Origin of the sequence: Leptolyngbya sp. FACHB-261 (genome assembly GCF_014696065.1) — a bacterium.
Classification (GTDB): domain Bacteria; phylum Cyanobacteriota; class Cyanobacteriia; order FACHB-261; family FACHB-261; genus FACHB-261.
This window is the reverse complement of sequence record NZ_JACJPL010000036.1, coordinates 12,004-35,824: the sequence shown is the minus strand read 5'-3', so window position 1 is coordinate 35,824 and position 23,821 is coordinate 12,004. Positions and strand designations below refer to the sequence as shown.

At 51.6% G+C, this 23,821-nt stretch carries 39 protein-coding genes; 5 read left to right on the top strand and 34 right to left on the bottom strand.

Translation table 11 applies throughout. From position 1 onward, the window contains the following. Position 1: 1 nt before the first annotated feature. A complete protein-coding gene (locus H6F94_RS31080) occupies positions 2-595 on the top strand; it encodes a hypothetical protein (protein WP_190806171.1) in 594 nt (197 codons plus the stop codon). Then, positions 592-1,338 (top strand): ABC transporter ATP-binding protein, encoded by a 747-nt coding sequence (locus H6F94_RS31075; protein WP_190806170.1) that lies wholly within the window; start codon positions 592-594, stop codon positions 1,336-1,338. The genes H6F94_RS31080 and H6F94_RS31075 overlap by 4 nt, the downstream gene beginning before the upstream one ends. Here H6F94_RS31075 and H6F94_RS31070 read toward each other — a convergent pair. Further along, positions 1,335-2,177, bottom strand: coding sequence for a response regulator transcription factor (locus H6F94_RS31070; protein WP_190806169.1), 843 nt, complete (start codon positions 2,175-2,177; stop codon positions 1,335-1,337). The genes H6F94_RS31075 and H6F94_RS31070 overlap by 4 nt on opposite strands. Before the next feature lie 420 nt (positions 2,178-2,597). Between H6F94_RS31070 and H6F94_RS31065 the strand changes: the two genes are divergently transcribed. Then, a complete protein-coding gene (locus tag H6F94_RS31065) occupies positions 2,598-2,813 on the top strand; it encodes an NblA/ycf18 family protein (RefSeq protein WP_190806168.1) in 216 nt (71 codons plus the stop codon). 356 nt (positions 2,814-3,169) lie between these two features. On the opposite strand, the gene H6F94_RS31060 is transcribed toward H6F94_RS31065, so the two are convergent. After that, positions 3,170-3,622, bottom strand: a complete 453-nt coding sequence (locus H6F94_RS31060) for a hypothetical protein (RefSeq protein ID WP_190806167.1) — start codon at positions 3,620-3,622, stop codon at positions 3,170-3,172. Positions 3,623-3,769: 147 nt separating this feature from the next. Further along, positions 3,770-5,650: a tetratricopeptide repeat protein gene (locus H6F94_RS31055; protein ID WP_190806166.1), complete on the bottom strand. Its 1,881-nt coding sequence runs from the start codon at positions 5,648-5,650 to the stop codon at positions 3,770-3,772. 99 nt (positions 5,651-5,749) lie between these two features. Between H6F94_RS31055 and H6F94_RS31050 the strand changes: the two genes are divergently transcribed. Together H6F94_RS31050 and H6F94_RS31045 are read left to right on the top strand one after the other, a co-directional pair. Further along, positions 5,750-6,100 (top strand): hypothetical protein, encoded by a 351-nt coding sequence (locus H6F94_RS31050; RefSeq protein WP_190806165.1) that lies wholly within the window; start codon positions 5,750-5,752, stop codon positions 6,098-6,100. 223 nt (positions 6,101-6,323) lie between these two features. Further along, positions 6,324-6,857 carry a putative outer membrane beta-barrel protein gene (locus tag H6F94_RS31045; protein ID WP_190806164.1) on the top strand — a complete coding sequence of 178 codons (534 nt, stop codon included), beginning with the start codon at positions 6,324-6,326 and terminating at the stop codon, positions 6,855-6,857. A gap of 20 nt (positions 6,858-6,877) precedes the next feature. Here H6F94_RS31045 and prfA read toward each other — a convergent pair whose 3' ends face one another. The 31 genes from prfA to rplC form a co-directional block, all read right to left on the bottom strand. Further along, positions 6,878-7,984, bottom strand: a complete 1,107-nt coding sequence (gene prfA, locus H6F94_RS31040) for a peptide chain release factor 1 (RefSeq protein ID WP_190806163.1) — start codon at positions 7,982-7,984, stop codon at positions 6,878-6,880. A 53-nt stretch (positions 7,985-8,037) separates the two neighbouring features. Then, positions 8,038-8,286, bottom strand: coding sequence for a 50S ribosomal protein L31 (gene rpmE / locus H6F94_RS31035; protein ID WP_190806162.1), 249 nt, complete (start codon positions 8,284-8,286; stop codon positions 8,038-8,040). A gap of 21 nt (positions 8,287-8,307) precedes the next feature. Further along, positions 8,308-8,739: a 30S ribosomal protein S9 gene (gene rpsI / locus H6F94_RS31030; protein WP_190806161.1), complete on the bottom strand. Its 432-nt coding sequence runs from the start codon at positions 8,737-8,739 to the stop codon at positions 8,308-8,310. Positions 8,740-8,741: 2 nt separating this feature from the next. Next, complete coding sequence (gene rplM / locus H6F94_RS31025) at positions 8,742-9,197, bottom strand: 50S ribosomal protein L13 (protein ID WP_190806160.1); 456 nt, start codon at positions 9,195-9,197, stop codon at positions 8,742-8,744. Between the two features lie 47 nt (positions 9,198-9,244). After that, positions 9,245-10,069, bottom strand: a complete 825-nt coding sequence (gene truA / locus H6F94_RS31020) for a tRNA pseudouridine(38-40) synthase TruA (RefSeq protein ID WP_190806159.1) — start codon at positions 10,067-10,069, stop codon at positions 9,245-9,247. Positions 10,070-10,084: 15 nt separating this feature from the next. Further along, the gene (rplQ, locus tag H6F94_RS31015; RefSeq protein WP_190806158.1) at positions 10,085-10,435 is read right to left on the bottom strand and encodes a 50S ribosomal protein L17; all 351 of its coding nucleotides are present in this window, start codon (positions 10,433-10,435) and stop codon (positions 10,085-10,087) included. Between the two features lie 68 nt (positions 10,436-10,503). Beyond that, positions 10,504-11,454 carry a DNA-directed RNA polymerase subunit alpha gene (locus H6F94_RS31010; RefSeq protein ID WP_190806157.1) on the bottom strand — a complete coding sequence of 317 codons (951 nt, stop codon included), beginning with the start codon at positions 11,452-11,454 and terminating at the stop codon, positions 10,504-10,506. Positions 11,455-11,538: 84 nt separating this feature from the next. Then, positions 11,539-11,937, bottom strand: coding sequence for a 30S ribosomal protein S11 (gene rpsK / locus H6F94_RS31005; RefSeq protein WP_190806156.1), 399 nt, complete (start codon positions 11,935-11,937; stop codon positions 11,539-11,541). Between the two features lie 96 nt (positions 11,938-12,033). Then, positions 12,034-12,417 (bottom strand): 30S ribosomal protein S13, encoded by a 384-nt coding sequence (rpsM, locus tag H6F94_RS31000; RefSeq protein WP_190806155.1) that lies wholly within the window; start codon positions 12,415-12,417, stop codon positions 12,034-12,036. Positions 12,418-12,511: 94 nt separating this feature from the next. Beyond that, entirely contained in the window at positions 12,512-12,625 is a 114-nt protein-coding gene (rpmJ, locus tag H6F94_RS30995; protein ID WP_190806154.1) for a 50S ribosomal protein L36, read from the bottom strand. Between the two features lie 68 nt (positions 12,626-12,693). Then, positions 12,694-12,918, bottom strand: a complete 225-nt coding sequence (gene infA / locus H6F94_RS30990; protein WP_190806153.1) for a translation initiation factor IF-1 — start codon at positions 12,916-12,918, stop codon at positions 12,694-12,696. Positions 12,919-12,995: 77 nt separating this feature from the next. Continuing rightward, on the bottom strand, positions 12,996-13,562 hold the full coding sequence (locus tag H6F94_RS30985; RefSeq protein ID WP_190806152.1) for an adenylate kinase: 567 nt from the start codon (positions 13,560-13,562) through the stop codon (positions 12,996-12,998). Then, a complete protein-coding gene (gene secY / locus H6F94_RS30980) occupies positions 13,562-14,860 on the bottom strand; it encodes a preprotein translocase subunit SecY (RefSeq protein WP_190806151.1) in 1,299 nt (432 codons plus the stop codon). Before secY ends, H6F94_RS30985 begins: the two co-directional genes overlap by 1 nt. Before the next feature lie 46 nt (positions 14,861-14,906). Then, the gene (rplO, locus tag H6F94_RS30975; RefSeq protein WP_190806150.1) at positions 14,907-15,353 is read right to left on the bottom strand and encodes a 50S ribosomal protein L15; all 447 of its coding nucleotides are present in this window, start codon (positions 15,351-15,353) and stop codon (positions 14,907-14,909) included. Positions 15,354-15,386: 33 nt separating this feature from the next. Further along, a complete protein-coding gene (rpsE, locus tag H6F94_RS30970; RefSeq protein ID WP_190806149.1) occupies positions 15,387-16,016 on the bottom strand; it encodes a 30S ribosomal protein S5 in 630 nt (209 codons plus the stop codon). A gap of 30 nt (positions 16,017-16,046) precedes the next feature. Beyond that, entirely contained in the window at positions 16,047-16,409 is a 363-nt protein-coding gene (rplR, locus tag H6F94_RS30965; protein ID WP_190806148.1) for a 50S ribosomal protein L18, read from the bottom strand. A 3-nt stretch (positions 16,410-16,412) separates the two neighbouring features. Beyond that, positions 16,413-16,988, bottom strand: coding sequence for a 50S ribosomal protein L6 (gene rplF, locus H6F94_RS30960; RefSeq protein ID WP_190806147.1), 576 nt, complete (start codon positions 16,986-16,988; stop codon positions 16,413-16,415). A gap of 21 nt (positions 16,989-17,009) precedes the next feature. Continuing rightward, positions 17,010-17,411 carry a 30S ribosomal protein S8 gene (rpsH, locus tag H6F94_RS30955; RefSeq protein ID WP_190806146.1) on the bottom strand — a complete coding sequence of 134 codons (402 nt, stop codon included), beginning with the start codon at positions 17,409-17,411 and terminating at the stop codon, positions 17,010-17,012. Positions 17,412-17,440: 29 nt separating this feature from the next. Further along, positions 17,441-17,986, bottom strand: coding sequence for a 50S ribosomal protein L5 (gene rplE, locus H6F94_RS30950; RefSeq protein WP_190806145.1), 546 nt, complete (start codon positions 17,984-17,986; stop codon positions 17,441-17,443). A 43-nt stretch (positions 17,987-18,029) separates the two neighbouring features. After that, a complete protein-coding gene (gene rplX / locus H6F94_RS30945; RefSeq protein ID WP_190806144.1) occupies positions 18,030-18,395 on the bottom strand; it encodes a 50S ribosomal protein L24 in 366 nt (121 codons plus the stop codon). 2 nt (positions 18,396-18,397) lie between these two features. Next, on the bottom strand, positions 18,398-18,766 hold the full coding sequence (gene rplN / locus H6F94_RS30940) for a 50S ribosomal protein L14 (protein ID WP_190806143.1): 369 nt from the start codon (positions 18,764-18,766) through the stop codon (positions 18,398-18,400). Positions 18,767-18,775: 9 nt separating this feature from the next. Then, positions 18,776-19,027, bottom strand: coding sequence for a 30S ribosomal protein S17 (gene rpsQ / locus H6F94_RS30935; RefSeq protein ID WP_190806142.1), 252 nt, complete (start codon positions 19,025-19,027; stop codon positions 18,776-18,778). Positions 19,028-19,033: 6 nt separating this feature from the next. Next, positions 19,034-19,246, bottom strand: coding sequence for a 50S ribosomal protein L29 (gene rpmC, locus H6F94_RS30930; RefSeq protein WP_190806141.1), 213 nt, complete (start codon positions 19,244-19,246; stop codon positions 19,034-19,036). Further along, positions 19,247-19,672, bottom strand: a complete 426-nt coding sequence (gene rplP, locus H6F94_RS30925; protein WP_190806140.1) for a 50S ribosomal protein L16 — start codon at positions 19,670-19,672, stop codon at positions 19,247-19,249. It abuts the gene before it with no gap. A 30-nt stretch (positions 19,673-19,702) separates the two neighbouring features. Beyond that, complete coding sequence (gene rpsC, locus H6F94_RS30920) at positions 19,703-20,449, bottom strand: 30S ribosomal protein S3 (protein ID WP_190806139.1); 747 nt, start codon at positions 20,447-20,449, stop codon at positions 19,703-19,705. Between the two features lie 37 nt (positions 20,450-20,486). Then, the gene (gene rplV, locus H6F94_RS30915) at positions 20,487-20,864 is read right to left on the bottom strand and encodes a 50S ribosomal protein L22 (protein ID WP_190806138.1); all 378 of its coding nucleotides are present in this window, start codon (positions 20,862-20,864) and stop codon (positions 20,487-20,489) included. A 37-nt stretch (positions 20,865-20,901) separates the two neighbouring features. Then, positions 20,902-21,183, bottom strand: coding sequence for a 30S ribosomal protein S19 (gene rpsS / locus H6F94_RS30910; RefSeq protein WP_190806137.1), 282 nt, complete (start codon positions 21,181-21,183; stop codon positions 20,902-20,904). 54 nt (positions 21,184-21,237) lie between these two features. Further along, positions 21,238-22,101, bottom strand: coding sequence for a 50S ribosomal protein L2 (rplB, locus tag H6F94_RS30905; protein ID WP_190806136.1), 864 nt, complete (start codon positions 22,099-22,101; stop codon positions 21,238-21,240). Positions 22,102-22,126: 25 nt separating this feature from the next. Continuing rightward, positions 22,127-22,432, bottom strand: a complete 306-nt coding sequence (locus tag H6F94_RS30900; protein WP_190806135.1) for a 50S ribosomal protein L23 — start codon at positions 22,430-22,432, stop codon at positions 22,127-22,129. Continuing rightward, positions 22,422-23,057 carry a 50S ribosomal protein L4 gene (rplD, locus tag H6F94_RS30895; RefSeq protein WP_190806134.1) on the bottom strand — a complete coding sequence of 212 codons (636 nt, stop codon included), beginning with the start codon at positions 23,055-23,057 and terminating at the stop codon, positions 22,422-22,424. The genes H6F94_RS30900 and rplD overlap by 11 nt, the downstream gene beginning before the upstream one ends. Before the next feature lie 18 nt (positions 23,058-23,075). Next, a complete protein-coding gene (gene rplC / locus H6F94_RS30890) occupies positions 23,076-23,717 on the bottom strand; it encodes a 50S ribosomal protein L3 (protein ID WP_190806133.1) in 642 nt (213 codons plus the stop codon). Between the last annotated feature and the right edge of the window lie 104 nt (positions 23,718-23,821).

Sequence of the window (23,821 nt, the reverse complement as noted above, 5' to 3'; positions counted from 1 at the left end):
GATGACTTCTCCTGCTAGCTGCCCGGAAGCAAGTGCAGTCTCTCTGCCTGCAACCTTCCGGGTCTCGCCCTTGATTCGCTACACACTGTTGCTGCTATTTGTGGCTCTAACCCTACCGCTACCAGTATTCTCTGTACTGCAGGGAGAGCCAATGCCCCTGTGGCTGTTGTTAGGGGGGCTGGCAATTGGTCTATCAGCTCTACTGGGCGCCTTAAGTGAGCAGGTCACACTCGATCAAGTGGGTATCCAGGTAACCTACGCAGGCTGGGTACCCGCTTGGTTTCGCTCTGGCTGGAGTTTAGCTTGGTCATCGATTACAGCTTTGAAACCACGCTCTACAGGGCAGGGGGGGCTTGTGTACTATTTAGTGGCGCAGAGCGAACAAGGCGACCAGGGCTATTTGCTACCGATGCGAGTTGTAGGTTTTGCTCGCATGCTACGGCTAATTGAAGCCTGTAGCGGTATCGACACTAGTGCTGTCAAGCCCCTAGCACAGCCCTGGATGTATTCTGTGCTGCTTGGCTGTACGCTGCTGTTGCTCTTGGTCGATGCTTGGGTGTTGTGGACAGCTCTCAACCTACAGAGTTTGGCGTGAGTTCTGAGCTGCTACGTCTGGAGCAAGTGAGCCTCAGCACTCGCTATGGTTCAGTCTTACAGGACCTTTCCGGTTCAGTTCAAGTAGGTGCCCGCGTGGCATTGGTGGGTCGTTCTGGGGCTGGCAAGACTTCACTGCTTCGCTTACTTAACCGGCTGGCTGATCCCTCAAGCGGAGCAATCTATTTGGGAGGTCAGGAGCTACGTCAGTTACCGATCCCTCAAGTTCGACGACAGGTCATTCTGGTGCAGCAGGAGACCCGGCTGTTGGGCATGACAGTGCGCGAGGCAATTACTTACCCCCTGCGTCTACGCAACCTCACAGCCAAAGAGAGTGAGCACCAACTACAGACTTGGGTCGAGCGACTGAGCTTAGAAACAGATTTGCTGGAGAGAACCGAAGTTCAACTTTCTTTGGGAGAACGGCAGCGAGTAAGTTGGCTGCGGGCATTAGTTAGCCAGCCCAGTCTGTTACTGCTCGACGAACCTTTCTCCGCTCAAGACGCTGGGCAAATCCAACAACTACTTTATTGGTTGCAGAAGTTGAGTTGCGATGAGGGGATGACCGTAATCTTGGTGAGTCACCAGCTTGAAGTGGCTCATCAGTTCTGTAATCACCTTTTAGAGCTTCAAAATGGCAGGTTAGTTCAGAATGCTATTGCCCCTGAGATCGACTGGAACAGGGCAAAGGAGCGTTTAGAAAACGCTAGCGCCGTAGGGGATTGGGGGGAGTTTGAAGATTAGCGGTGCTGTGATTGAGCAGTGAGGGGAGAATAGTAGGTTGGATTGCGATTGAGTCCACCATTGAGGGTACTGCTCTGGCTGTTGCTGCTTGGATCCGTTAGCCGTAGGTTCTGAGCTGAGTTTGCAGCACCGTCTTGACGAGCTTGAAACTGCTTAAACCCTTCTAGATTGAAGCAGTAACCAACGTTACGCACAGTTTGAATCAAGCTGGGCTGACGTGGATTGGTTTCAATCTTTTTGCGTAACGACAGGATGTGGGTATCTACAGTACGGGGGTTGTCGATCTCATCCGGCCAAGCCCGTTGCAGCAATTCTGTACGGCTTAGAGCCTGCCCTGCTGCTTGTGCCAGAACATAGAGCAAGCTGAATTCTTGAGGAGTCAAGTCAATAAGAGCACCATTGAAGCGAACCCGACGCTGAACTAGATCAATCTTGAGATTGCCATAGTCCAAGAAGGCTGGAGGCGAGGTGTTTTTAGTGCGACGAGAGAGCGCTTCAACTCGAGCTAGAAACTCCTGCATGCCGAAGGGCTTGGTCAAATAATCGTCAGCTCCAGCCCGGAGCCCCTCAACGATATCTGCCTCCATATTGCGAGCTGAGAGAACAAAAATCAGTGTCTTTTGCTGCCGATGCAACCAACTACAAAACTCCAAACCGTTACCATCCGGCAATTCTGAGTCCAGAATCACTAGGCTGGGGTGATGTTGCTGAAAAACAGCCTTGGCTTGCTGAATCCCAGCTGATTGGTAAACGGTGTAGCCGACCTGCTGCAGGTGCCAGGCAAGCAGGGAGCGCAGATGAGGATTGCCTTCGATGATCTGAAGATGAACAGGTCCCACTCAGAGCCATCCCACTGTCAAAGTGATGACAATGTAACAAACCCTCCCGCATAGGTTTTGTAACTGGGACTACCCGAAGTCTTGACAAGGGTGAGAAGGTCTCATTGCAGCCCAAACAAAAGCTCATCAGCGCTGAGCAAAGTCCGGATCTACCGATAGTGAGATGCACCTGCTGCCAAGATCTACCTGAGGTGACAGCTTCAAGCTCTAAGAGATTAGCCACAGGAAGGACGGTTAATTTGTCAATTCCTTGTTATCTTTTGTAATGTAGAGTAGATGGCCAAGCCTACTTGTAGGTTAGGCTCTAAACAAGACCCCTCTAAACACCAGACCTAGTGCTGTTGGAACCGAGGTCAGTCTTACACCAACCGGTATTCATCGGTGAGTGTGAATCCCCTACAGTTCATCCCGGAGTGAATCATGAACGATCCCATCGAGTTGTCTCTAGAACAGCAGTTCAGTCTCCGCTCTTTCGAAACTCAGGTCGAGATGATGAGCCGTGAGCAAGCTCAAGAGTTCCTAGTCAAGCTCTACCAGCAAATGATGATGAAGGAAAAGCTGTACCAGCACTTCCTGCGTCAACATTGGGGGATTGGCCAGTCGGAGTCGCCTTGGGCACCCGAGCTAGGCAGCTGACCTAAAGTTGCCAGCTGAAGCTCAGAGGGCGGCCTCCATCTCTTGTTTGATTCTCCAAGACGGGGAAGAGCAGGGGAAGCGGGGCGTCACCTGAACTCCAGACTTAAGGCTTTTACTGCAATTTAAATTGTTTCAAGATTTGCTTGCGTTTAAAGACTTGCTCACATAGAAACCTTTCACAGATTCACTTTCACAAACTCGTTGGTATTGAAATCAACCTACTGAAAACTTCTAAAGACATCAAAAATCCTACTTAGATTGACCCAGGCCCTATACAGGCTTGGGTCAATTTCAAAAGCTAGATTTTAAGGCTTGTTCAACTGCATTGGCGCGCATTTAAGCCAATGCACTAAGGTCTAGCGCTGGCGTGACTCAGTGAAGTAGAGACGATAAGGATTACCAGAGCTATTGCCTTGATGGTCACCAACATACACCCTATATGTCCCCACAGGCCAAGGGCCAGTGAGCTGAGGGTTCTTGCCGTTGTAGTTATCAGAGCAGTAGCGACCGTCAGGTCCTTCAATGAGTAAAGTTGTGTCTCCTGAACTCTCAACATAGACCCGCATGTAAGGAATGCTGCCCTGAGCGACGTTCAAGGTGTGATTAGGTTGACGGCTGATAAAGCCGCAGTCACTGCTGGCGACAGCTCCGCCCGATTGCCCCGAGACTGAAGTGCCCTCTGAAAAGCCAGGACGTAGCGTTAAAGCCTCACTGTGTGCAACTTCAGCGCCGGTTAACAACAGACCGGCAGCTAAAGGCAGTGCCGCTACCCAACGTGCTAGTGTCAGCCCGGTTTTCAATCTGTTCATTTTCTTTTCTGCCTCAAGTCACGACATTCGGCAGACTCGCTCACTAGAGGTCTTGAAGATCTGTGAGTTGTGTACCTCCGATGTTTCCAGTATGAGTCGGTAAAGCAGAGCTAGGGGACTCCAAGAGACAGTTTCGAGAGTGTCTCGCTACTCTTGATATTGAGCTAGCAAAACGCTCAGATGCTCGTAACCTTCTGGGCCAATAACGGCTTGAATTTGGGGTTGATTTTGGGCTAGGAGAGCCTGAAATTGGTCCATGCCCAATTTACCTTCCAGAACGGTAAGCAGCCCAGCTGGTTGCCGCCAATCTCGAGAGCCTGCCTGCTCAAGTAGGTACATGCCCAAGCTCGCGTAACGGATGGCTTTTTCAGGTTGCTCAAGGCGGTAGTAAGCCTCTCCCAAGTTGGCAAGGTTGAGACTGTACAGGTAGAGATCGCCAGCAAACTGTGCAGCCTGCATCCCTCCCTCTAGGTACGCGAGTGCTGCCTGGGGGTCCTCCAAAGCCAGCTGGGCAAGCCCCAGGCTACTCAAGCAGATTGCTTGAATTTGTCGGTCTCCCAAGCGCTCTGTGATCTTCAACCCTTGTTGCAGGTAAGCAATCGCACTCTCTAGTGTTTCAGGCTCTGAACGTTCTAGGAAACGGGCGTTGAGGACTTCCGCGTAGCCAAGATTTGCTAGAGCATTTGCTTCACCAGGACGGTCGCCATACTGGCGGCTCAGAACTAGAGCACGTTGACTGGATTGAATGGCGCTGCCATACTCCTGCCGACTCAGAGCGAGACGGCTGAGGTGGTTGAGATTAGCGATCTGGCAAGCAAAATCTCCTACACTCGTGGCCAAGCTCAGAGATTGTTGGTGTAAGTCATGGGAGCGCTCATACTGACCCTGAGCACGAGCAGAGAAACCTAATAGGTTGAGGATGCGGCCCTTCTCACGATTGCCTTCAGATTGTTTCAGCGGTTCATCGAGATAGGTCAGAGCATCCCGTAGCGCGGCTCCAGTGAAGGAAGCAAACAAGCCTCCGTACAACGGAAAGTAATCCCGACCAGCAAAGGTGCGTAAAGTTTGCAGTGAGGCCCGAAAAGAACCGTTCACAAACTGAGAGCGCCGACTCAGTGGGAGCAAGTTAGCGCGCGCGAAACCATCGGCTAGCTGGGACCACAGCACAGCGAACATCAAGAATGTAGAAACTGAGAGCCGAGAGCCGACGCGTGAGTCGTAGACCAGTTGATCGAACCAGGCGACCAAGCCCTGTTCGAGATAGACCAGCAGCACCGCTAACTCAGCCCAACCGGCTAGGTCCAACTCGTGCCCCCGAGCTTGAGCAACTGTTGTTCCTGCCTCGCCTGTAGCTAGAGTTTTAAACAAAGTTTGCACAAACGGACTCGTGACCTGTTTAGACCAGAGTTGCCAGGGTCCCTTACTACCAGGTGTACTTTCAAAGCCAATAGCCTGGTCTTGGTCATAAACCCAGCTCACTAAGCAGTCTTCTAGTCGAGCCCAAGTTTGCAGACCCCTTTCAATACCCACTGCTAAGTCTTGTAACTCTGCCTGACGTACCTCCGGCCAGCTTGTCTGAACAGCCTTGAGGTTTTTGGCCAACTGGCGAAGCTGTTTCCGGCTTTGTGGGCCATTCACCTCACTTGGATCGAGGGTAGCCAGCAAACTGCTCAGGAGTTCGGAATCAGGTGCGGTTGCTAAGCTCTGAACCTGTTGATTCACTGCATCACTGGCTTGGTGCTGCTCTTGAATTCGCTTCCATTCACTGTCTATGGTGTTTAGGGCTCGCAGCCTGCGCATCACCTTAGCTAAACCTAACTCGTCGGTTTCTATCTCCTTGCGGCGGTTCTCGACTGCTAGTTGATCACTCAAGCAGCGCTCGAAGATCTCGCCGGTACCAGGAGCAACCTGTTGTTTGAGAGTTTCACCGACCTGTTCCTTAGCTCGAATTTTGCCCTGCAACGTGTCTTGAATAATTTGTTGAACCAGGTTGGCGTACTGGTCACGCAGAATAGAGGAGTCAGTCATTGCGAGTCGGCTACAGGGCTAATTACAGTTCTACAGATCTAGGCAAATTTCAGCTATCTTCAGCCACACAGGATCCAGTCCCTCCAACATCCAGAAATTATGAGTGATTTTAACGACCCAAAATTGCAGGAACGCCTCCGCCAGCTTGAAGCCGAACTGCCACAAACCCCTCAATCCTCTTTGCAAGCGCAGTCACAAACCCCATCTCCCTCAGCTTCTAGCAGATCCTCAGCTTCTAGCAAGTTCAGCATTCAGAAGCTAGGGCAATGGTTTAATGGCCTAAGCGGCGGCGCTCGCACCGTCGTTGCTTTGGGCGGTGTCGTGGCTGGGTTAATGGTTCTAGGGGCTCTTCTGAAGCTAGTAACCCAGGCAGTTTCGCTTGCCCTACTATTGGGTGGACTTTATCTGGTCTACCAACTGTTCTTTCGACGCGATCAGACCCCTCAGTGATCTGGCGCACTCACCAATGTCGGCTATCAATGTTCTTGCTCTGAGCAATGAAAGATACCACCGCATCCTTGGTGTCTAAGGCAGCTTAGAGTAGTCAAAATCCCCTACTTCTGGCGTACGGGGGAGCTTATGCGCTACTGTATCCAAAGTTAAGTTGATAAGTTTTTTGCGCTTGCGCTTTGACTACTGGTAAGCCTAATGTCAGCTAATTTGGGTAAGGTTTATGCACCAAGTTCACAGAATTTTGCACCAGCCACTCTGTCCAGTATTCTTGGGCAGCACTTTAATAGCACTTGGAGTCACAGCTATCTCCCAACCTGCTCAGGCACAGGCAGCCTACGGTAGTTACATCGGTGGAGGTGCTGCCTTTGGAGTTACTAGTGGTGAGGGCGGAGCGGAGGACAACGCAACTTACGGCTTGGTTACGGCTCGCTATCGCTTTCTCCAGATCCCCATTTCCCTACGCACACAGGTATTGATCGGCCGTAACACAGCGATTGTGCCGACTGTTTCCTACGATTTCCCCTTAAGCTGGAATGCTGATGCTTATGTCGGCGTTGGCGCATCCTTATCTGATGGCGACATCGCTTCCCCTCTGGGCAACAAGAACAGCTTTGCCATTCAACCCGGAATTGACTATTCCTTACCAAACAGCAACCTAGTCCTGTTTGGTAACGCCATTTTCGCCCTAGACGCTTACCGTAATGATGGCGGCGCAGCTATATCCCTGCAAACAGGCGTCGGCCTTCGCTTCTAGATTTCTAGAAGTAGATGTCCTTAAACTGTTGCTGCTTCAGGGCCGGACTCAGCTAGCTCTTGCAGACGCTCTCTCTGGTCCTGAGCAATACAAGCTTGAACTACATCATCAATGCCACCCTCCAAAACGGAGTTTAGAGGGAAGTTCTGGTTCAAGCGGTGGTCGGTTAGGCGGTTATCTTTGTAGTTGTAAGTACGAATTTTTTCTGAGCGAGAGCCGCTGCCAATTTGTCCACGACGAGCCGAGGAAATCTCTTCCTGCTGTTTACGCAGCTCCATCTCGTAGAGTTTGGCACGCAAAATTTGCATGGCTCGCTCCTTGTTCTGAAGCTGTGAGCGTTCTTCAGTACAAAAAATGCGAATGCCAGTAGGCTTGTGGATTAGATCCACTGCAGTCTCTACCTTGTTGACATTTTGACCACCCGCTCCCCCAGACCGGGCAGTAGTCATTTCAATGTCTTTGGGGTCAATGTAAATTTCAACCTCATCCACTTCAGGCATCACTGCAACTGTAGCGGTGGATGTATGAACACGACCCTGAGCTTCGGTCGCGGGCACACGCTGCACCCGGTGTACTCCTGCTTCAAACTTGAGTTGGCTGTAGACCCGATCTCCCTGAATCTCCAGCACCACTTCCCGGAAACCACCGAGATCAGCGACGGACTCACTTACTAGCTTGACTCGCCAACCTTTGCGCTCGGCATAGCGGGAGTAAAGGCGCAATAGATCCCCTGCCCAAATGGCAGCCTCATCTCCTCCTGTACCTGCACGAATTTCCAGCATGATGTTTTTATCATCATTAGGATCGCGAGGTAGCAGCAGGAGCTTGAGTTGATCCTCCAAGAACCCCAATCGTTGGGAGAGAGATTCGACTTCTGAGGTTGCCATGCCCTGCAACTCTGGGTCACTTGTCTCCTTCAGGATCAGCCTTGCTTCCTCTAACTCATCCTGAACTGAGCGCCACTCCACAAAAGTCTGGACCGTTTCCTCTAAAGAGGAACGTGCCATGGCAATACGTTGAAATTCTGACGGGTCGGTAGCCACGTCAGGATCGGCCATCCGACGCGTCAGTTCGTTGAAGGTCTGCTCAACGGTTTTCAGTTTTTCAACCAGGTAGGGAGCGGCCATAAAGAAAGACAGGGAGACAAGTTAGATTCAGACGGCCTAGCAACCAACGGCTACTATTTCTTTTTCTGGTTGCCGTCTTGCTGGTCGGCGCCTTCCTCCAGCATGCCGTATTTGCGGAGAAAGCGTTCGACCCGACCTTCGGTGTCAATGATCTTTTGGGTGCCCGTAAAGTAGGGATGGTTCCCTGACCAGACATCTACGTGAAGCTCCGGCTTAGTAGAACCGACGGTCATCACTACTTCACCGTTGCAGTAAACCTTGGCTTCAGGGTACCAAGTGGGATGAATTTCTGGTTTAGCCATGATTTTAAAACGTGATAAGGGTTAACGCTTGGAGTATTGAGGAGCCTTACGAGCTTTACGCAGACCGTATTTCTTACGCTCTTTGGCTCGTGGGTCGCGGGTTAGATACCCCTCAATCTTCAGGGGCTTACGATTCTCGGGATCAAGCTGGCACAGCGCACGGGCAACACCTAGGCGAATTGCATCTGCTTGAGCAGATAGGCCACCACCGTGGACGTTGACCAACACGTCGTACTCTGCTTCTAAACCCAAGGTTTCTAAAGGAGCCTTGGCACTGATTAGACGCTCAGGAATAAATTGCAGATACAGATCACCAGGATGACCATTAATTTGGAGTGTACCGGTGCCTGGTACCAGACGAACCCGGGCAACAGCAGTTTTACGACGGCCTGTACCAAGGTACACAGCTTTGCCATCTTGCTGGGCGCGAACGGGAGATTCAGTTGCTTGCATAGTTAGCCTTCACTTCCAGGAATCGTGTTCAGCACTAAAGGTTCAGGTCTCTGGGCCTGATGGGGATGGTCGTTGCCTGCGTAAACCTTGAGCTTAGTAAAGAGCTGGCGCCCTAAGCTATTCTTCGGCAGCATACCCTTCACAGCCTGTTCAATGATGCGTTCTGGCATCCGCGCCTGAAGCTTGCTAAAAGTCTCAGTCTTCATACCACCAGGACGCCCAGAATGTCTGCGGTAGACCTTTTGCTCCCGCTTTTTCCCAGTGACAACAATCTTCTCAGCATTGACAATCACAACAAAGTCACCCGTATCCATGTGAGGTGTGAAAGTCGGCTTATTTTTGCCTCGCAACACCTGAGCGACCTCACTAGCGAGGCGCCCTAAACGTTGTCCCTCGGCATCTACGAGGTACCAACGACGATCGAGTGAGGCAACAGAAGGGACGTGAGTTTTTTCCATGATCTTGGATCTACAGTTCAGAAACAGTAATGGCAGCAAATTGCCATTTAGGCAGCAAAGGTTGGCTTAGGCATCGCGCCCTCTACCACATCCGACGCGAAGGGATTTTCAGGATACCCTACACTGAGCAGGCACAAACCTCGGGCAGGAGCGGCATACTTAACTTCTGACTTGCGCTCTTCTCGCCAAATGCGCCTAAAGTCTTCTGAGCTCAAGTTGCCACGGCCTAGCTCTACAAGCAAGCCAACCAGAAGGCGCATCATGCCATATAGAAAACCGCTGGCTTGAACTTCAATGTGGATGAATGGTCCTTCTTGTTGGCAGTGGACTTTTTGAATATCTACCCAGGAGTGGGGGCGACTAGATCCACTGCGCCGGAAAGCGCTCAGATGGTGGTATCCTAGCAATTCCTCTAGAGCAACCCGTATCGCTATCACATCCAGGGTTTTGTGATAGTGGTGCCAGACCCAAGGACTGACGAACAGGTTGGGAACCGGATCGGTATAAAGGGTGTAGCGGTAGCGACGCCAGCTAGCTGAAAAGCGAGCGTGCCAGTCAAGACCAACTGGAGCTGAGGCCCGAACCAAGATGTCTTCCGGCAAACGAGTGTTGAGTACGCTTGCCCATCGATTGCCTGGGATCCGGGTGACAGCAGTAAAGTGAGCAACCTGACCCGCGGCATGGACTCCTGTGTCTGTTCTACCAGCACCATGTAAAATCACAGGTTGCCCCAGGACTTTTGCCAACGTATCTTCAACATCCTGCTGGACACTACGCTCGCGGGGTTGCCGTTGCCAGCCATGGAAGCCTTCCCCCCGGTACTGGAGGAGAAGGGCAACGCGCTGAGGCTGACTAGCAACAACTGAGGTCATAGCTGAATCCAATCGTTAGACCAGCTCAATAATTGCCATCTGAGCGTTATCCCCTCGACGGCTAACCGTACGCAGAATACGGGTATAGCCTCCTTGCCGACCACCATACCGATCACCCACCTGCTCGAACAAGGCGTGAACTAGCTGTTTGTCATACAGATAGCCGATAGCTTGACGACGGGCAGCAAGAGAGCCATCCTTGGCCAGGGCAATCATTTTCTCAGCTTCAGACCGAATCGCCTTGGCACGGGCCTTAGTTGTAGTGATTCGACCATTACGGATCAACTCAGTTGTAAGAGCCCGCATCAACGCTTTACGTTGATCGGCAGGCAGGCTCAATTGCGGAACACGGCAACGGTGACGCATGATCGGTTTTTCTCACTAACCTCTTAGATTCAGATGCAAACGAAATACGGTTAGCCTGCCTTGGGCATCTAACCGTTCTTAGAAGGCTTTTCCTGAGGCAGGGTGATGCCTAGATGCTTCTGTAATGCCTCAATAACTTCTTCAGCGGATTTCTGGCCAAAGTTTTTGATCTCTAGTAAATCTTCTTCGGTGTAATCCAATAAGTCAGCCACTGAGTTGATTTGAGCACGCTTCAGGCAGTTGTAAGCCCGAACTGACAGTTGAAGCTCTTCGATGGGGATTTGATTCTGCTCACCACTAGAACCGCTGCCATCATCAAGATCAGTTGGTTCAATAACAATGTTTTGCAGTGGGCTGAACAGGTTCACCAGAATATGAGCAGCCTGACTCAGAGATTCTTGAGGAGTCAGACTACCATTAGTCCAAACATCCATAATCAGCCGATCCTTTTCAGTAAGGCCGCCAATTCTGGCTTCTTCCACTGTGTAGCTGACCTTGATGACCGGCATGAAAACCGCATCAATTTGAAGAAAATCTACAGCTGTGCCGTCATCCCGGCTTCGGTCGACAGAGCGATAGCCTTTCCCACGCTCTATCTTGAACTCCATCTCCAGGGTGGCATTGGGCGAAACAGTCGCAATGTACTGATTCGGATCAATAACCTCGACCCCAGTCGGCAGTTCAAAGTGAGCAGCTGTAACTGTTGTTGGCCCCTGAACTAATAATCTGCCAATCTGAGGGTCTGAAGCATAGCTCTTCAGCACAACCTCTTTCATGTTGAGCAGGATATCTAAAACATCCTCTCTTACCCCTGGAACCGTAGCAAATTCGTGGCTCACTCCGGCAAGACGAACCGCAGTGATCGAAGATCCCTCTAGGTTTGAGAGTAACACCCGTCTGAGTGCGTTGCCGACGGTCACCCCCTGCCCACGATCTAATGGCCCCAGAACGAACTGGCTGTACTGGCTATAGTTCTTCTCTGTACGAGATTCAACGCATTCAATCTGAAATTGTGCCATATGAGTTCCCTCTTTCCAGTGCCTTACAGTGTTCTCTAGCCCTCCTAGAGGATGGATACCAAAACCATCCTCGGTAGAGAAAAGCTAAACCCGACGACGCTTGGGAGGCCGGCAGCCATTGTGAGGGATTGGAGTTACATCGCGAATCAGGGTTATTTCTAAGCCAGCTGCTTGGAGTGCTCGGATAGCCGTTTCCCGACCAGAGCCAGGCCCATTGACCATAACCTCAACCTGGCGCATACCCTGATCGATAGCTCGACGAGCAGCACCTTCAGCAGCTGTTTGTGCAGCAAAGGGAGTACCTTTCTTTGCGCCCTTGAAACCACTAGAGCCTGCTGATGCCCAAGAGATTACATCGCCACTCACATCGGCAATGGTTACGATAGTGTTGTTGAAGGTGGACTGAATATAGGCCACCCCATTAGGCACGTTTCGCTTGGGCTTGCGGGGACCCGTACGACGAGTAGGCTGTCGAGTTGCCATAAAGTCAATATCCTAGCAATTCTAAACTTGAAACTTTCACGCCAAAAAACCTGGGCGTTCCAGGTTTGTGTACTGAGGAGCAGACCGAAGAAATGACTACTTCTTACCTGGAGCCTTCTTCTTACCTGCAACGGTCCGACGACCTCCTCGTCGAGTACGAGCATTAGTACGAGTGCGTTGTCCCCTGACAGGCAATCCCAGCCGATGGCGCCGACCTCGGTAAGTACCAATGTCCATCAACCGTTTGATGTTCATGCCCTCAAGACGCCGCAGGTCACCTTCAACCTGGTAATTCGCCTCAAGTTCTGCTCGCAGAGCAGAGACATCAGTGTCTGAAAGGTCTTTCACCCGCGTATCCGGGCTAACACCCGTAGCGGCTAGAATCTGCTGAGATCGGGTTAAACCAATACCGTAAATGTAGGTAAGCCCGATCTCTACTCGTTTGTCCCTGGGGAGGTCTACCCCTGCAATCCGTGCCACTTCCGCTCTCCCTACTCTTTGTCCCTTGTCGATTCTCTAGTTCTAGCGCTATGGTTGTTTTCAACCAGCGAAGGAGCCATCCCGATCCAGCCGCTTAGCCCTGCCGCTGCTTGTGCTTTGGATTGGAACAGATGACCATAACCCGACCGTGTCGACGGATAACACGGCACTTCTCACAGATTTTCTTGACCGAAGCTCGTACCTTCATGCCTTTCCCGGCAATACTGCAAAAACAATAGTATACAAAAATGCGAGGGATAAGTCAAGAATCCCTAATTACTTTTTGCGTAGACGGTAGGTAATGCGTCCCTTGGTGAGATCATAAGGAGTCAGTTCAACCTTAACTCTGTCACCTGGCAAAATCTTGATGTAGTTACGGCGGATTTTGCCCGAAATGTGCGCAAGCACATTAAAGCCATTATCCAAATCAACCCGGAACATAGCATTAGGCAGGGACTCCGTAACCACCCCCTCCATCTCGATCACATCTTGCTTAGCCAACCATCTACTCCTTACTACTCGCGCACAAAGTCTTTTAGGAAACTTCCTTATACATCTAGGGTAACAATATCGAGACCCTAGGGTTCAGGTTGTGCCTGAATAGCCTGCCACAACGAAGCCTCAACCTCCTCGACCGATGCGTTGCCATTGATAGTCTCAAGCTGGTCCCGCGTCTTGTAAAACTCAAGAAGGGGAGTTGTCTGTGACTGATATACGCTCAAGCGATTGCGTATAACCTCTTCAGTGTCATCCGCTCGACCTCGTTCAAGCAAACGTTGAACGATGACATCTACTGGCACATCTAGATTGATAACCTGCTTGCCGTGTTGCCGCATACGGTCTAGCAGCTGCTCCAAGACGTTCGCCTGAGCGACATTTCGGGGAAAACCATCTAGAATCCAGCCTATCTGGGCACCTGGTTCCTGGATGCGCTCCTCAATCAGGGATACCACTAGCTCGTCAGGGACGAGCTGACCCTGATCCATGTAAGCCTTTGCCTTACTTCCTAAAGGAGTTTGCTGGCTAACAGCTGTTCTCAAGAGGTCACCTGTTGAGATATGAGGTACCCCAACTTTTTGCGCAAGACGGCTGGCTTGAGTTCCCTTACCAACACCAGGTGCTCCCAAAAAAATCAGCCTAGTCACTACTGCTTCACCATTCCTTCGTAGCGCTGAGAAATCACATAGGTTTGAATCTGCTTTGCAGTGTCAATCGCAACGCCTACCAGGATTAGTAGCGACGTTGCACCAATTCCCTGAAAGGTTGTGATGTTGGTAGCCCGTTCAACAACAGTTGGAATGACTGCAACTGCCCCTAGGAAGACTGCACCCAACAGAGTGAGACGATTGAGAACCCGCTCAATATACTCAGTGGTGTTCTTGCCCGGGCGAATCCCAGGAACACTAGCTCCCATCTTCTTAAGGTTTTGAGATAGGTCAACCGGGTTAATTACTAGCGAAGAGTAAAAGTAGCTAAAGGCCAAAATCAACACCAAATACAGCCCTACATAGAACCAACTATTAGGCCGTAAGTAATCCTCTGCAATGCGAGCTAACAGGGGATTACGGGTCGAATTGGCTAGAAAAGCTGGCAATACAAGAAAAGAGGAGGCAAAGATAATAGGCATGACACCGCCCGAATTCAAGCGCAGAGGCAGATAGCTCGTTTGCTCTCGGTAAAGACGGCGACCAACCTGACGCCTGGCCGAAATAATCGGGATCCGACGGGTTCCTTCCTGAACAAAAACAATCCCAACAATCATGGCTAGGAAGACAAGCATCAGAATAACTACACCCCCCACCAAGGAGCTGTCATTCTTTGCTAGCTGGAAGGTCTGACCTAGAGACTTGGGTAAGCCTGAAACAATACTAATAAAAATGAGCAGAGAAGCACCGTTGCCAACCCCCCTCTCGGTAATCAGCTCGCCTACCCACATTACGAACATCGAGCCAGCGGTGAGAGCTAGAGTTGTGTTCCAGAAAAACAGAGGTCCACTGCTTTCAGCATATTTCTGCACCCAGAAACATATACCGATGCTCTGGATTACAGCCCAAACTAAAGCTACGTACCGAGTGATTTGGGAGATTTTGCGTCGCCCGGCCTCACCCTCATTCTTCTGCAAATCCTCTAGAGCAGGGACTGCTGCCGTTAATAACTGCAGAATAATTGAAGCGTTGATGTAGGGCAGGATTCCTAGAGCAAATACCCCGAGAGCCGATAGGCCGCCTCCAGAGAAAATATCCAGGAAACCAACGACTGGATTGCTGGCAATCTCTGCTGCAAAACGTTGCCGGTCAATACCAGGTACTGGAATAAAGATGCCTAGACGCACCAAGATCAGCATCCCAATTGTCAGAAACAAACGGCCCCGCAGACCAGCTGCTTGGGCCATTTGTGCAAAAGTCTCCTGAGCACTGGGCGCTTTGCCCCGACTGACCACCATAACCGTTGGCTCCTCGCTAACTACTGCTCAAAGCTTCTACTTAGCCTTAACTGATCAGGGTGTAACTACCACCCGCTGCCTCAATCTTGGCTCGTGCGCTGCTTGTGAAAGCAGCAGCATGAACATTTAAGGCAACACTTAGGTCACCGTCTCCCAGAATTTTGAGCGGACCATCATCAGTGGTAACAATGCCCGCCTCGATTAATGATTGAAGCGTTACTTCTGTACCCGAGGCCAAGACGCTCAACTTGCTAACGTTGATCGTAGTGTACTGCTGCCGGTTGATAACCGTAAAATGCTTGAGCTTCGGCAAGCGGCGGTACAGTGGCATTTGACCACCTTCAAAGCCGGGACGGGTACCACTACCAGAACGGGCTTTCTGGCCGCGCATACCGAGACCAGCACTAGCACCTTGACCTGCAGCAATACCACGAGCCACACGACGGCGACGATGTTTGGATTTGGGATTAGGAACCGCGTCAGATAGTCTCATAGCGTGTCAATCAATCTTGCTCGTCGTTTGTGTTCACTTGCTGTAGAGCCGCTCAACGGCAATACCACGCTCTTCAGCGACACCAGCCAAGGTTCGCAGAGAGGACAGAGCTGTGACAGCAGCTCTAGCGTTGTTTAAAGGGTTATCAGAGCCTAGTTGCTTGGCTAAAATATTGCGGACACCAGCCAATTCCAGCACTGTACGTACAGCACCACCTGCAATTACCCCGGTCCCTGGAGCAGCTGGACGGATCATGACTTTAGCTCCTCCGCCTTCACCAGTAGCAGGGTGAGGCACGGAGCTGGTGCGAGTGAGAGGCACCTCAATTAGATGCTTTTTGCCATCGGCAACGCCCTTTTTAACTGCGCCAATTACATCACTGGCTTTACCAACCCCAACCCCGACTTGGCCCTTCTCGTTACCCACAATGACAATGGCTCGGAAGCTGAGCTTTTTACCGCCCTTAACAACCTTGGTAACGCGTCGAATTTGGACTACACGTTCCTGCCACTCGGACTTCTCCTCATTATTGCGGTTACGATCACGCTCGCTGTTACGCCCACCGCGACGTCCACCACGGTCATTGCTACGATCACTGTCGCGGTCGCTACCACCCCCAGGACCAGTACCGCCGCCGCGATTGCCTCTATCTCGTTGTGCCATACCTGCTTCTCCTGGATGTTCGGTTCTACGTTAGAAGTTCAATCCGGCCTCACGGGCAGCATCAGCCAGAGCTTTCACGCGGCCATGGTAGAGATTACCGCCGCGGTCAAACACAACTTGTTCGATCCCTTGAGCTTTCGCCCGCTCAGCAATGAGAGCGCCAATTCGGGTGGAAGCTTCACAGGTTGCGGTAGACTCTAGAGCTTGGCGTAAATCAGACTCTACAGTCGAGGCCGCTGCCAAAGTGCGCTGAGCAACATCATCGATCAGCTGGGCATAAATGTGTTGGTTTGAGCGAAACACTGCCAGACGGGGACGCTCAGCAGTACCAAAAACCTTGCGACGGATACGAACGTGCCTGCTGCGAGCTGCTTGTTTGCGACTGACTTTCATAAGTTACTTCTTCCCTGCCTTACCAGCCTTCAGGCGCAGTATTTCATAGGCATAACGGATGCCTTTGCCCTTGTAAGGCTCCAGAGGTCGAACAGCACGGATTTCAGCAGCAATATCGCCTACGGCCTGCTTGTCAATCCCCTTGACACTGAAGTTGAAGCCTTGTTGATTCTTAGTGTTACCTATTGGAGTTGCTCTTTGGTCAACATCAATGGTTACACCCTTGGGCAACTCAATCTCGATTGGATGACTGTAGCCAGCAGTGATCGTTAATTTGCTACCTACCACTTGCAGGCGATAGCCAACACCCGCAATCTTCATGTCTTTTTTGAAGCCCTCGGTCACTCCAGTAACCATATTGGCAACCAGAGTGCGAGCAAGACCGTGTCGCTCACGGGCTGGGCGAGAGTCATCTCGACGGGTGACAACCAGTGTGCCATCCTGCTGCTCTACACTAACCTCATCAGGCAGAACTTGGCTAAGTTCTCCACTGGGACCGTTGACCGTCACTTTTTGACCGTCCACAGTCACAGTTACTTTGTTAGGAATCGGAATCGGACGCTTGCCAATCCGGGACATGGTAATTCTCCTGTTGCTCGATTACCAGATGTAGCAGAGGACTTCGCCGCCAATGCCTTCTTTTCTGGCTTCGCGGTCTGTCATAATGCCTCGAGAAGTCGAGATAATGGCAATGCCAATACCTCCTAGAACCCGAGGTAAGTCTTTGTGGTTGGAATAAACCCGAAGTCCCGGTCGGCTGACTCGCTTGAGCGCTGTGATGATCGGTTTGCGAGTCTTGCCTCTGTATTTCAGCGAGACCACCAGCTTCCGGTTCACACCTTCGCCGACTTCCTCAAATTGCTGAATAAAGCCTTCTTCCTGCAGAACCCGAGCAATACTCAAAGTCATGCGAGTGGCCGGGATGTTAGTGGTCGGGTGCTTCGCAAGAGTCGCGTTCCGGATCCGCGTCAGCATATCCGAAATGGTGTCGTTCGCCGCCATAGTTCTCTCCTTATTAACCGCGACCAGTCCTAACTCTCTCGGAAAGGCATTCCCATTTCCCTGAGTAGGGCGCGGCCTTCCTCGTCCGTATTTGCTGTAGTGATGATCGAAATGTCCATGCCCCGAATGGCATCAATGCGGTCATACTCAATTTCGGGAAAAATGAGCTGTTCACGGATGCCTAGGGTGTAGTTACCGCGTCCATCAAAGCTTTTAGCGCTGACGCCTCGAAAATCCCGAATACGCGGCAGGGCTAAATTGATCAAACGATCGAGGAATGCATACATCCGTTCTTGGCGCAGGGTAACCATAATACCAACTGGCATACCCTGGCGAATTTTGAAGCCAGCAATAGCTTTTTTTGCACGGGTAACTACCGGCTTTTGACCTGTAATAGTTGCAATTTCTGCCAATGACGCCTCTAAGGACTTAGCATTTTGAGCAGCTTCTCCCATGCCTCGGTTGACAACAACCTTGTCAAGCTTGGGAACTTGCATGATATTTTTGTACTTAAACTCATCAACGAGTTTAGGGACAACTTTGTCCTGGTACAAAGCCTTGAACCGATCGGGCATGGTCTGAAACTCCTGTAGTTCCCTGGGCTGGGTCAGGGTGAATTTAGTCAATAATCTCGCCAGTCTTTTTAAGAATCCGTACCTTACGTCCGTCTTCTGTAAAGGTGTAACCTACTCGGCTAGCTACGTTTTGCTTCTTGGAGTAGAGCATTACGTTAGAGCTATGAATTGGCCCCTCAAAAGTGGTGATCTGGCCAGATTCCCCTTCTGCCTGAGGCTTAACATGCTTGGTTTTGACGTTGACACCCTTAACAGTTACTTTGCCAATTTTGGGGAGCACGGTTAGAATTTCACCAACTTTGCCCTTATCCTTACCAGCAATGACCTGTACGGTATCGCCCTTCTTGACATGTACCTGGTAACGAATAACTTTACCGTTGTCGTTAAGCTTAGGTTTACGGTTAGCCATCTTTAAAGCACCTCCGGAGCCAAGGAGACGATTTTAGTGAAGTTCTTGTCTCGTAGTTCGCGGGCGACTGGGCCAAATACGCGAGTGCCTCGAGGGTTGCCGTCTTGGTTGATGATTACAGCTGCGTTGTCGTCGAAGTGAATGCTCATGCCACTGTCTCGACGCAGTGCCTTTCTAGTACGGACGATGACCGCTCGGACTACATCAGATTTTTTGACCGGCATGTTGGGGGTCGCATCCTTGACAACGGCAATGATTACATCGCCGACGCCACCGTAACGTCGATTACCCCCACCTAGCACACGAATACACATGAGCTTACGAGCTCCGCTGTTATCCGCCACGTTGAGATAGGTTTCCTGCTGAATCATGGCGTTCTCCTAAACCTTTTGAGCCCGACTGAGGATATCAGCAACTTCCCAACGTTTGGTGCGACTTAAAGGACGGGTTTCTCGGATGCGGACCCGGTCGCCAGCCTTGCACTCGTTCTTCTCGTCGTGGGCTTTGAACCGCTTGGTGTAAACGACAATCTTGCCGTACTTAGGATGGGAAGATCGGTTCTCGACCGCTACCACCACGGTTTTATCCATTTTGTCGCTGACCACTAGGCCAACTGTTTCCTTAACTGCCATTGTCGATTACTCCTTAGCAGCGGCCTTCGCTCGCTCATTTTCTACGGTCATCAATTGAGCTAGCCGGTGCCGCGCGTGCTTAAACAAATGAGACTTTTCCAGTTTTCGAGTTGCCTTCTGGAAGCGCAGCTGAAACAGCTCTTTTTTGACGGCGATGATTTGCTCTGCCAGTTCACCATCGGAGAGGTCTCTGGCTTCTTTAATCGTGGAAAGGGCCATTTACTCTTCTCCCTCGACCTTCTGTCGCATGATGAACTTGGTCTTGATCGGCATCTTAAAGGCAGCTAGTCGCATCGCTTCGCGTGCGATCTCTTCACTTACACCGCCAATTTCAAATAAAATCCGACCTGGTTTCACAACAGCTACCCAAAACTCAGGTGCCCCTTTACCAGAGCCCATCCGAGTTTCAGCAGGACGCATAGTGACAGGCTTATCTGGAAAAATGCGGATCCAGATCTTGCCGCCTCTACGGATATAGCGAGTCATGGCCCGTCGCCCTGCCTCGATTTGGCGTGACGTAATCCAGGCAGGCTCCAAGGCTTGGAGAGCAAATTCACCAAAGTTAAGGTCGTTGCCGCGGGTTGCGAGGCCACCCATGCGACCTCGCTGTTGCTTGCGGAATTTAGTACGTCTGGGACTGAGCATGGCTGATCCTATGGAGTGTCAAGCGTGGGGTCAGCTATCGCTGGCACCTGAGCGATCTTCAAACTGCGGGCGACGGCGCTGTCCCCCTGGACGACGGCGAGGCTGCTGAGCATTGGCGGTATCTGGTTGCTGCTCCTGGCTGGGCAGAATCTCGCCTTTGAAAATCCAAACCTTAACGCCGAGTACTCCATAGATGGTTCGAGCACTCTTGTAGGCGTAGTCAATATCTGCTCTCAGAGTATGTAGGGGGACACTACCCTCACGAGTTGCCTCAGAGCGTGCAATTTCAGCCCCGTTAAGACGCCCACCGACTTGAATCTTGATGCCTTGGATACCAGCCCGCTGAGCACGTTGAATAGCTTGGCGTACCACGCGACGGAATGAGACCCGACGCTCTAGCTGTTGAGCAATGTATTCTGCAATCAAAGGAGCTTCGGCATCGACCCGGGCCACTTCAACAACGTTGACCTGGATCTGACGCTCACCACTGCCTAGCTCTTTGCGCAAACCATTACGCAGATCTTCAATCCCCTTACCGCCTCGACCAACCACAACACCCGGTCGGGCAGTCCGGATCTCCAGGGCGATTTGATCAGCTTTGCGCTCGATGTAAATCTCAGAGACACCAGCGTTATCGAGAACTTTGTTAATGTACTTCCGGATCTTGAAATCCTCCTGCACCAGTTCCGGGTAGCGCTTTGGCTCAGCGAACCAGCGGGAACGGTGGGATTGGGTGATCCCAAGACGAAGACCGGTTGGGTTGATTTTCTGTCCCATGGGTAAGTCCAAAAAGTGCGGCAATCAAGAGATGGGCTTAGCTGGCCTTAGCCGCTTCGACCTCGGTCATAGACCGAACAGCAACGGTGATGGTGCAGGTAGGTTTGCGGATTTGGTAAGCGCGACCCTGAGCCCGAGGGCGAAAACGCTTCAACGACGGTCCTCCATCGGAGAAGGCAGTCGAAACGACCAGAGTTGCAGGGTCCATGCCATTGTTATGCTCTGCGTTAGCGACTGCACTGCGCAGGACCTTGAGAATTGGCTCACAAGCCCGATAGGGCATGAACTCTAGAATGATGAGAGCTTCCCGGTAGCTACGGCCCCGAATCTGATCGAGAACCCGACGCACCTTATGGGGAGACATGCGGATGTAGCGGGCAATTGCCTTTACTTCGGTTACAGCTTCAGCGGCCATAGTTTCAAGTCCTGCAAAATCTCGTTTGGATAAGGCCTTAACGACGGGCCTTCTTGTCACCGCTCTTGGCGTGACCTCGGAATGTGCGAGTGGGGGCAAACTCACCTAGCTTGTGGCCCACCATCTGCTCACTCACATAGACTGGAACGTGCTGCTTACCGTTGTGAACAGCAATCGTATGACCGATCATCTGGGGCAGAATCGTAGAAGCTCGTGACCAGGTTTTGATGACCTGCTTCTCACCCTTCACATTGAGGGCCTCGATTTTACTCAGTAGATGGTCAGCAACGAAGGGACCTTTTTTCAGTGAACGGGGCATAAGTGCTGACTCTGAATGGGTTTAGCTGGAGCCAAAGCAAGATGGGAATAACCGTTAGGTGTTCCGTCCACCCTTACCGCGCCGAGAACCACGACGACGACGGCGGACAATAAGAGAGTCACTTTGCTTGTTCTTTTTACGGGTTTTGTAGCCTAAGGTTGGCTTACCCCAAGGGGTTACAGGGGTGCTGCGGCCAATTGGAGCACGACCCTCACCACCACCATGGGGGTGATCAACCGGGTTCATCACCACGCCTCGCACCTTAGGACGGCGTCCACGCCAACGGTTACGGCCAGCTTTGCCGGTGCTGAGGTTGCTATGTTCTGTGTTGCCTACCTGACCAATAGTGGCGTAGCAGTCGCGACGAATCATCCGCACTTCGCCAGAGGGAAGCTTTAAGGTGACAAAGTTGCCTTCCTTAGCAACGATTTGAGCGGTAGCGCCTGCAGCGCGAACAATCTGACCACCTTTGCCAGGGACTAACTCAACGTTATGGACCCCGGTACCCAGTGGAATATTGCTTAGCGGCAAAGCGTTGCCAGTCTCAATCGGCGCGGCTTCACCTGCCGTGACTATGGCCCCGACTTTAAGATCCCGAGGATGCAGAATGTATCGTTTCTCACCATCTGTATAAAACAGCAGTGCGATACGAGCATTGCGATTGGGATCATATTCAATCGCTGCGACCCGAGCAGGGACGTTACGTTTATCCCGACGGAAATCAATCTCACGATAGAGACGCTTATGACCACCACCGCGACGGCGACTGGTAATTACCCCTCGGTTATTGCGGCCCTTCGGGTTGTGTTTGAATTTAACTAATGATTTTTCAGGTTCTGAACGCGTAATTTCCGCGAAATCAGAATCGGTGCGCTGACGCGTTCCTGGAGTGTAAGGTCTGTAGGCACGAATTCCCATAACTTTAATCTCGGTTCAGGTTTACTTACACTTCCGGGAAGAGCGTAATCTTGTCTCCTTCTGCCAGAGTGACAACAGCCCGCTTGTAATGAGGGCGCTCCCCGGCAAATTTGCCAACCCGTCGCTTTTTCGCGGGTGGGTTCTGAGTGTTGACCTTTACTACCTTGACGTCAAATAGGTCTTCGATCGCTGCCTTAATTTCAGGCTTAGTCGCATTGGGGGCAACCTCAAAGGTGTACTTGTTGTCACCTAAAACAATGGTTGCCTTCTCAGTTACAAGGGGACGGCGTACTAGATCAGCTAAACGCCGGGGATCAAATTCAGCTGTCACTGTAAACCTCCTGAATCTTCTCAAGGGCCGGGGCGGTTATGACGATGCGGTCAGCGGCCAGCAGGTCATAAACGTTGAGGTTCGTTGCCAGGATCAGCTTTAGATTGCCGATGTTGCGAGCCGATAAATAGGTATTTTCCTGCTTCTCGGCAGTGATTAGGAGGACCTTGTCCTCTAAACCAATGCCCCATCGAGTTAAGGCACTAACCAGGTCTCTGGTTTTAGGGCGGGGAAGCTGATCGTTAAAATCTTCGACCACAATCAAATCTTGGACCCGACTTTGCAAGGCCGTCCGTAAGGCAAGACGACGCTCTTTGCGATTCATCTTGACTTCGAAGTCCCGTGGCTTTGGTCCAAAAATCACCCCGCCACCCCGCCATAGCGGGGAACGGCTGGAGCCAGCGCGAGCCCGACCAGTTCCCTTCTGCCGCCAAGGCTTACGACCACCACCACTCACTTCAGAGCGGGTCTTAGCACTGGCCGTTCCTTGACGGGAATTGACCAGCTGACGCCGCAAAGCGCGGTGAACAATATGAGGAGCGTTTTGCTCGTTAGCAACTCTCAGGTCAAGGCTGGCCTCACCCGTATCTGTGCCTGTCCAATCTTTTATCGTGCAGCTAACCATTGCTTCTAACCCAGCCTCCTATTTGACGCGACCAACGATTGTGGCCGGAACAATACTGACTAGGGCTCCTGGCTTACCGGGTACAGCGCCCTGAATCAGAATCAAGTTGCGCTCGGCATCCACTCGGATCACTGTCAACTTGCGAATCGTAACCCGCTCAGCGCCCATACGCCCTGCCATGCGCTTACCTGGATAAACGCGACCTGGCGTTGTACCAGCACCCGTTGAACCCGGCTGACGATGGTTCTTAGAACCGTGCGCCATCGGTCCTCGCTTAAAGTTGTGACGCCGCTGGTAACCAGCAAAACCCTTCCCGATGCTGGTGCCAGCAACATCAACCAGTTGACCCGCGCTAAAGAGGTCTGGGCCTAGGGTTTGTCCTAGTTCGTAGGTATCCGTACTATCTACCCGATATTCCTGAAGATGCCGGAGAGGAGCAGCGCCAGATTTCTGGAGATGACCTAGTTCAGGCCGGGTCAGCGCTTTTTCTTTAACTGATTCAAAGCCTAGCTGCACTGCTGTATAGCCATCAGTTTGAACAGTCTTGAGCTGAGTCACCGTGCAGGGACCTGCTTGGATGACCGTAACGGGGATCGCCCGCTTTTGCTCGTCGAAGATCTGGGTCATGCCCAGTTTGGTGCCAAGAATACCGATTGCCACAGCGCAGGATCTCCCATTGCTACACGCCACGAGCCCAGGACGATAGAAGGAGGTAACCTCCCCATGCATCCAGCTCACCTTCTCCAAAGCTCTGTTCTAGAATT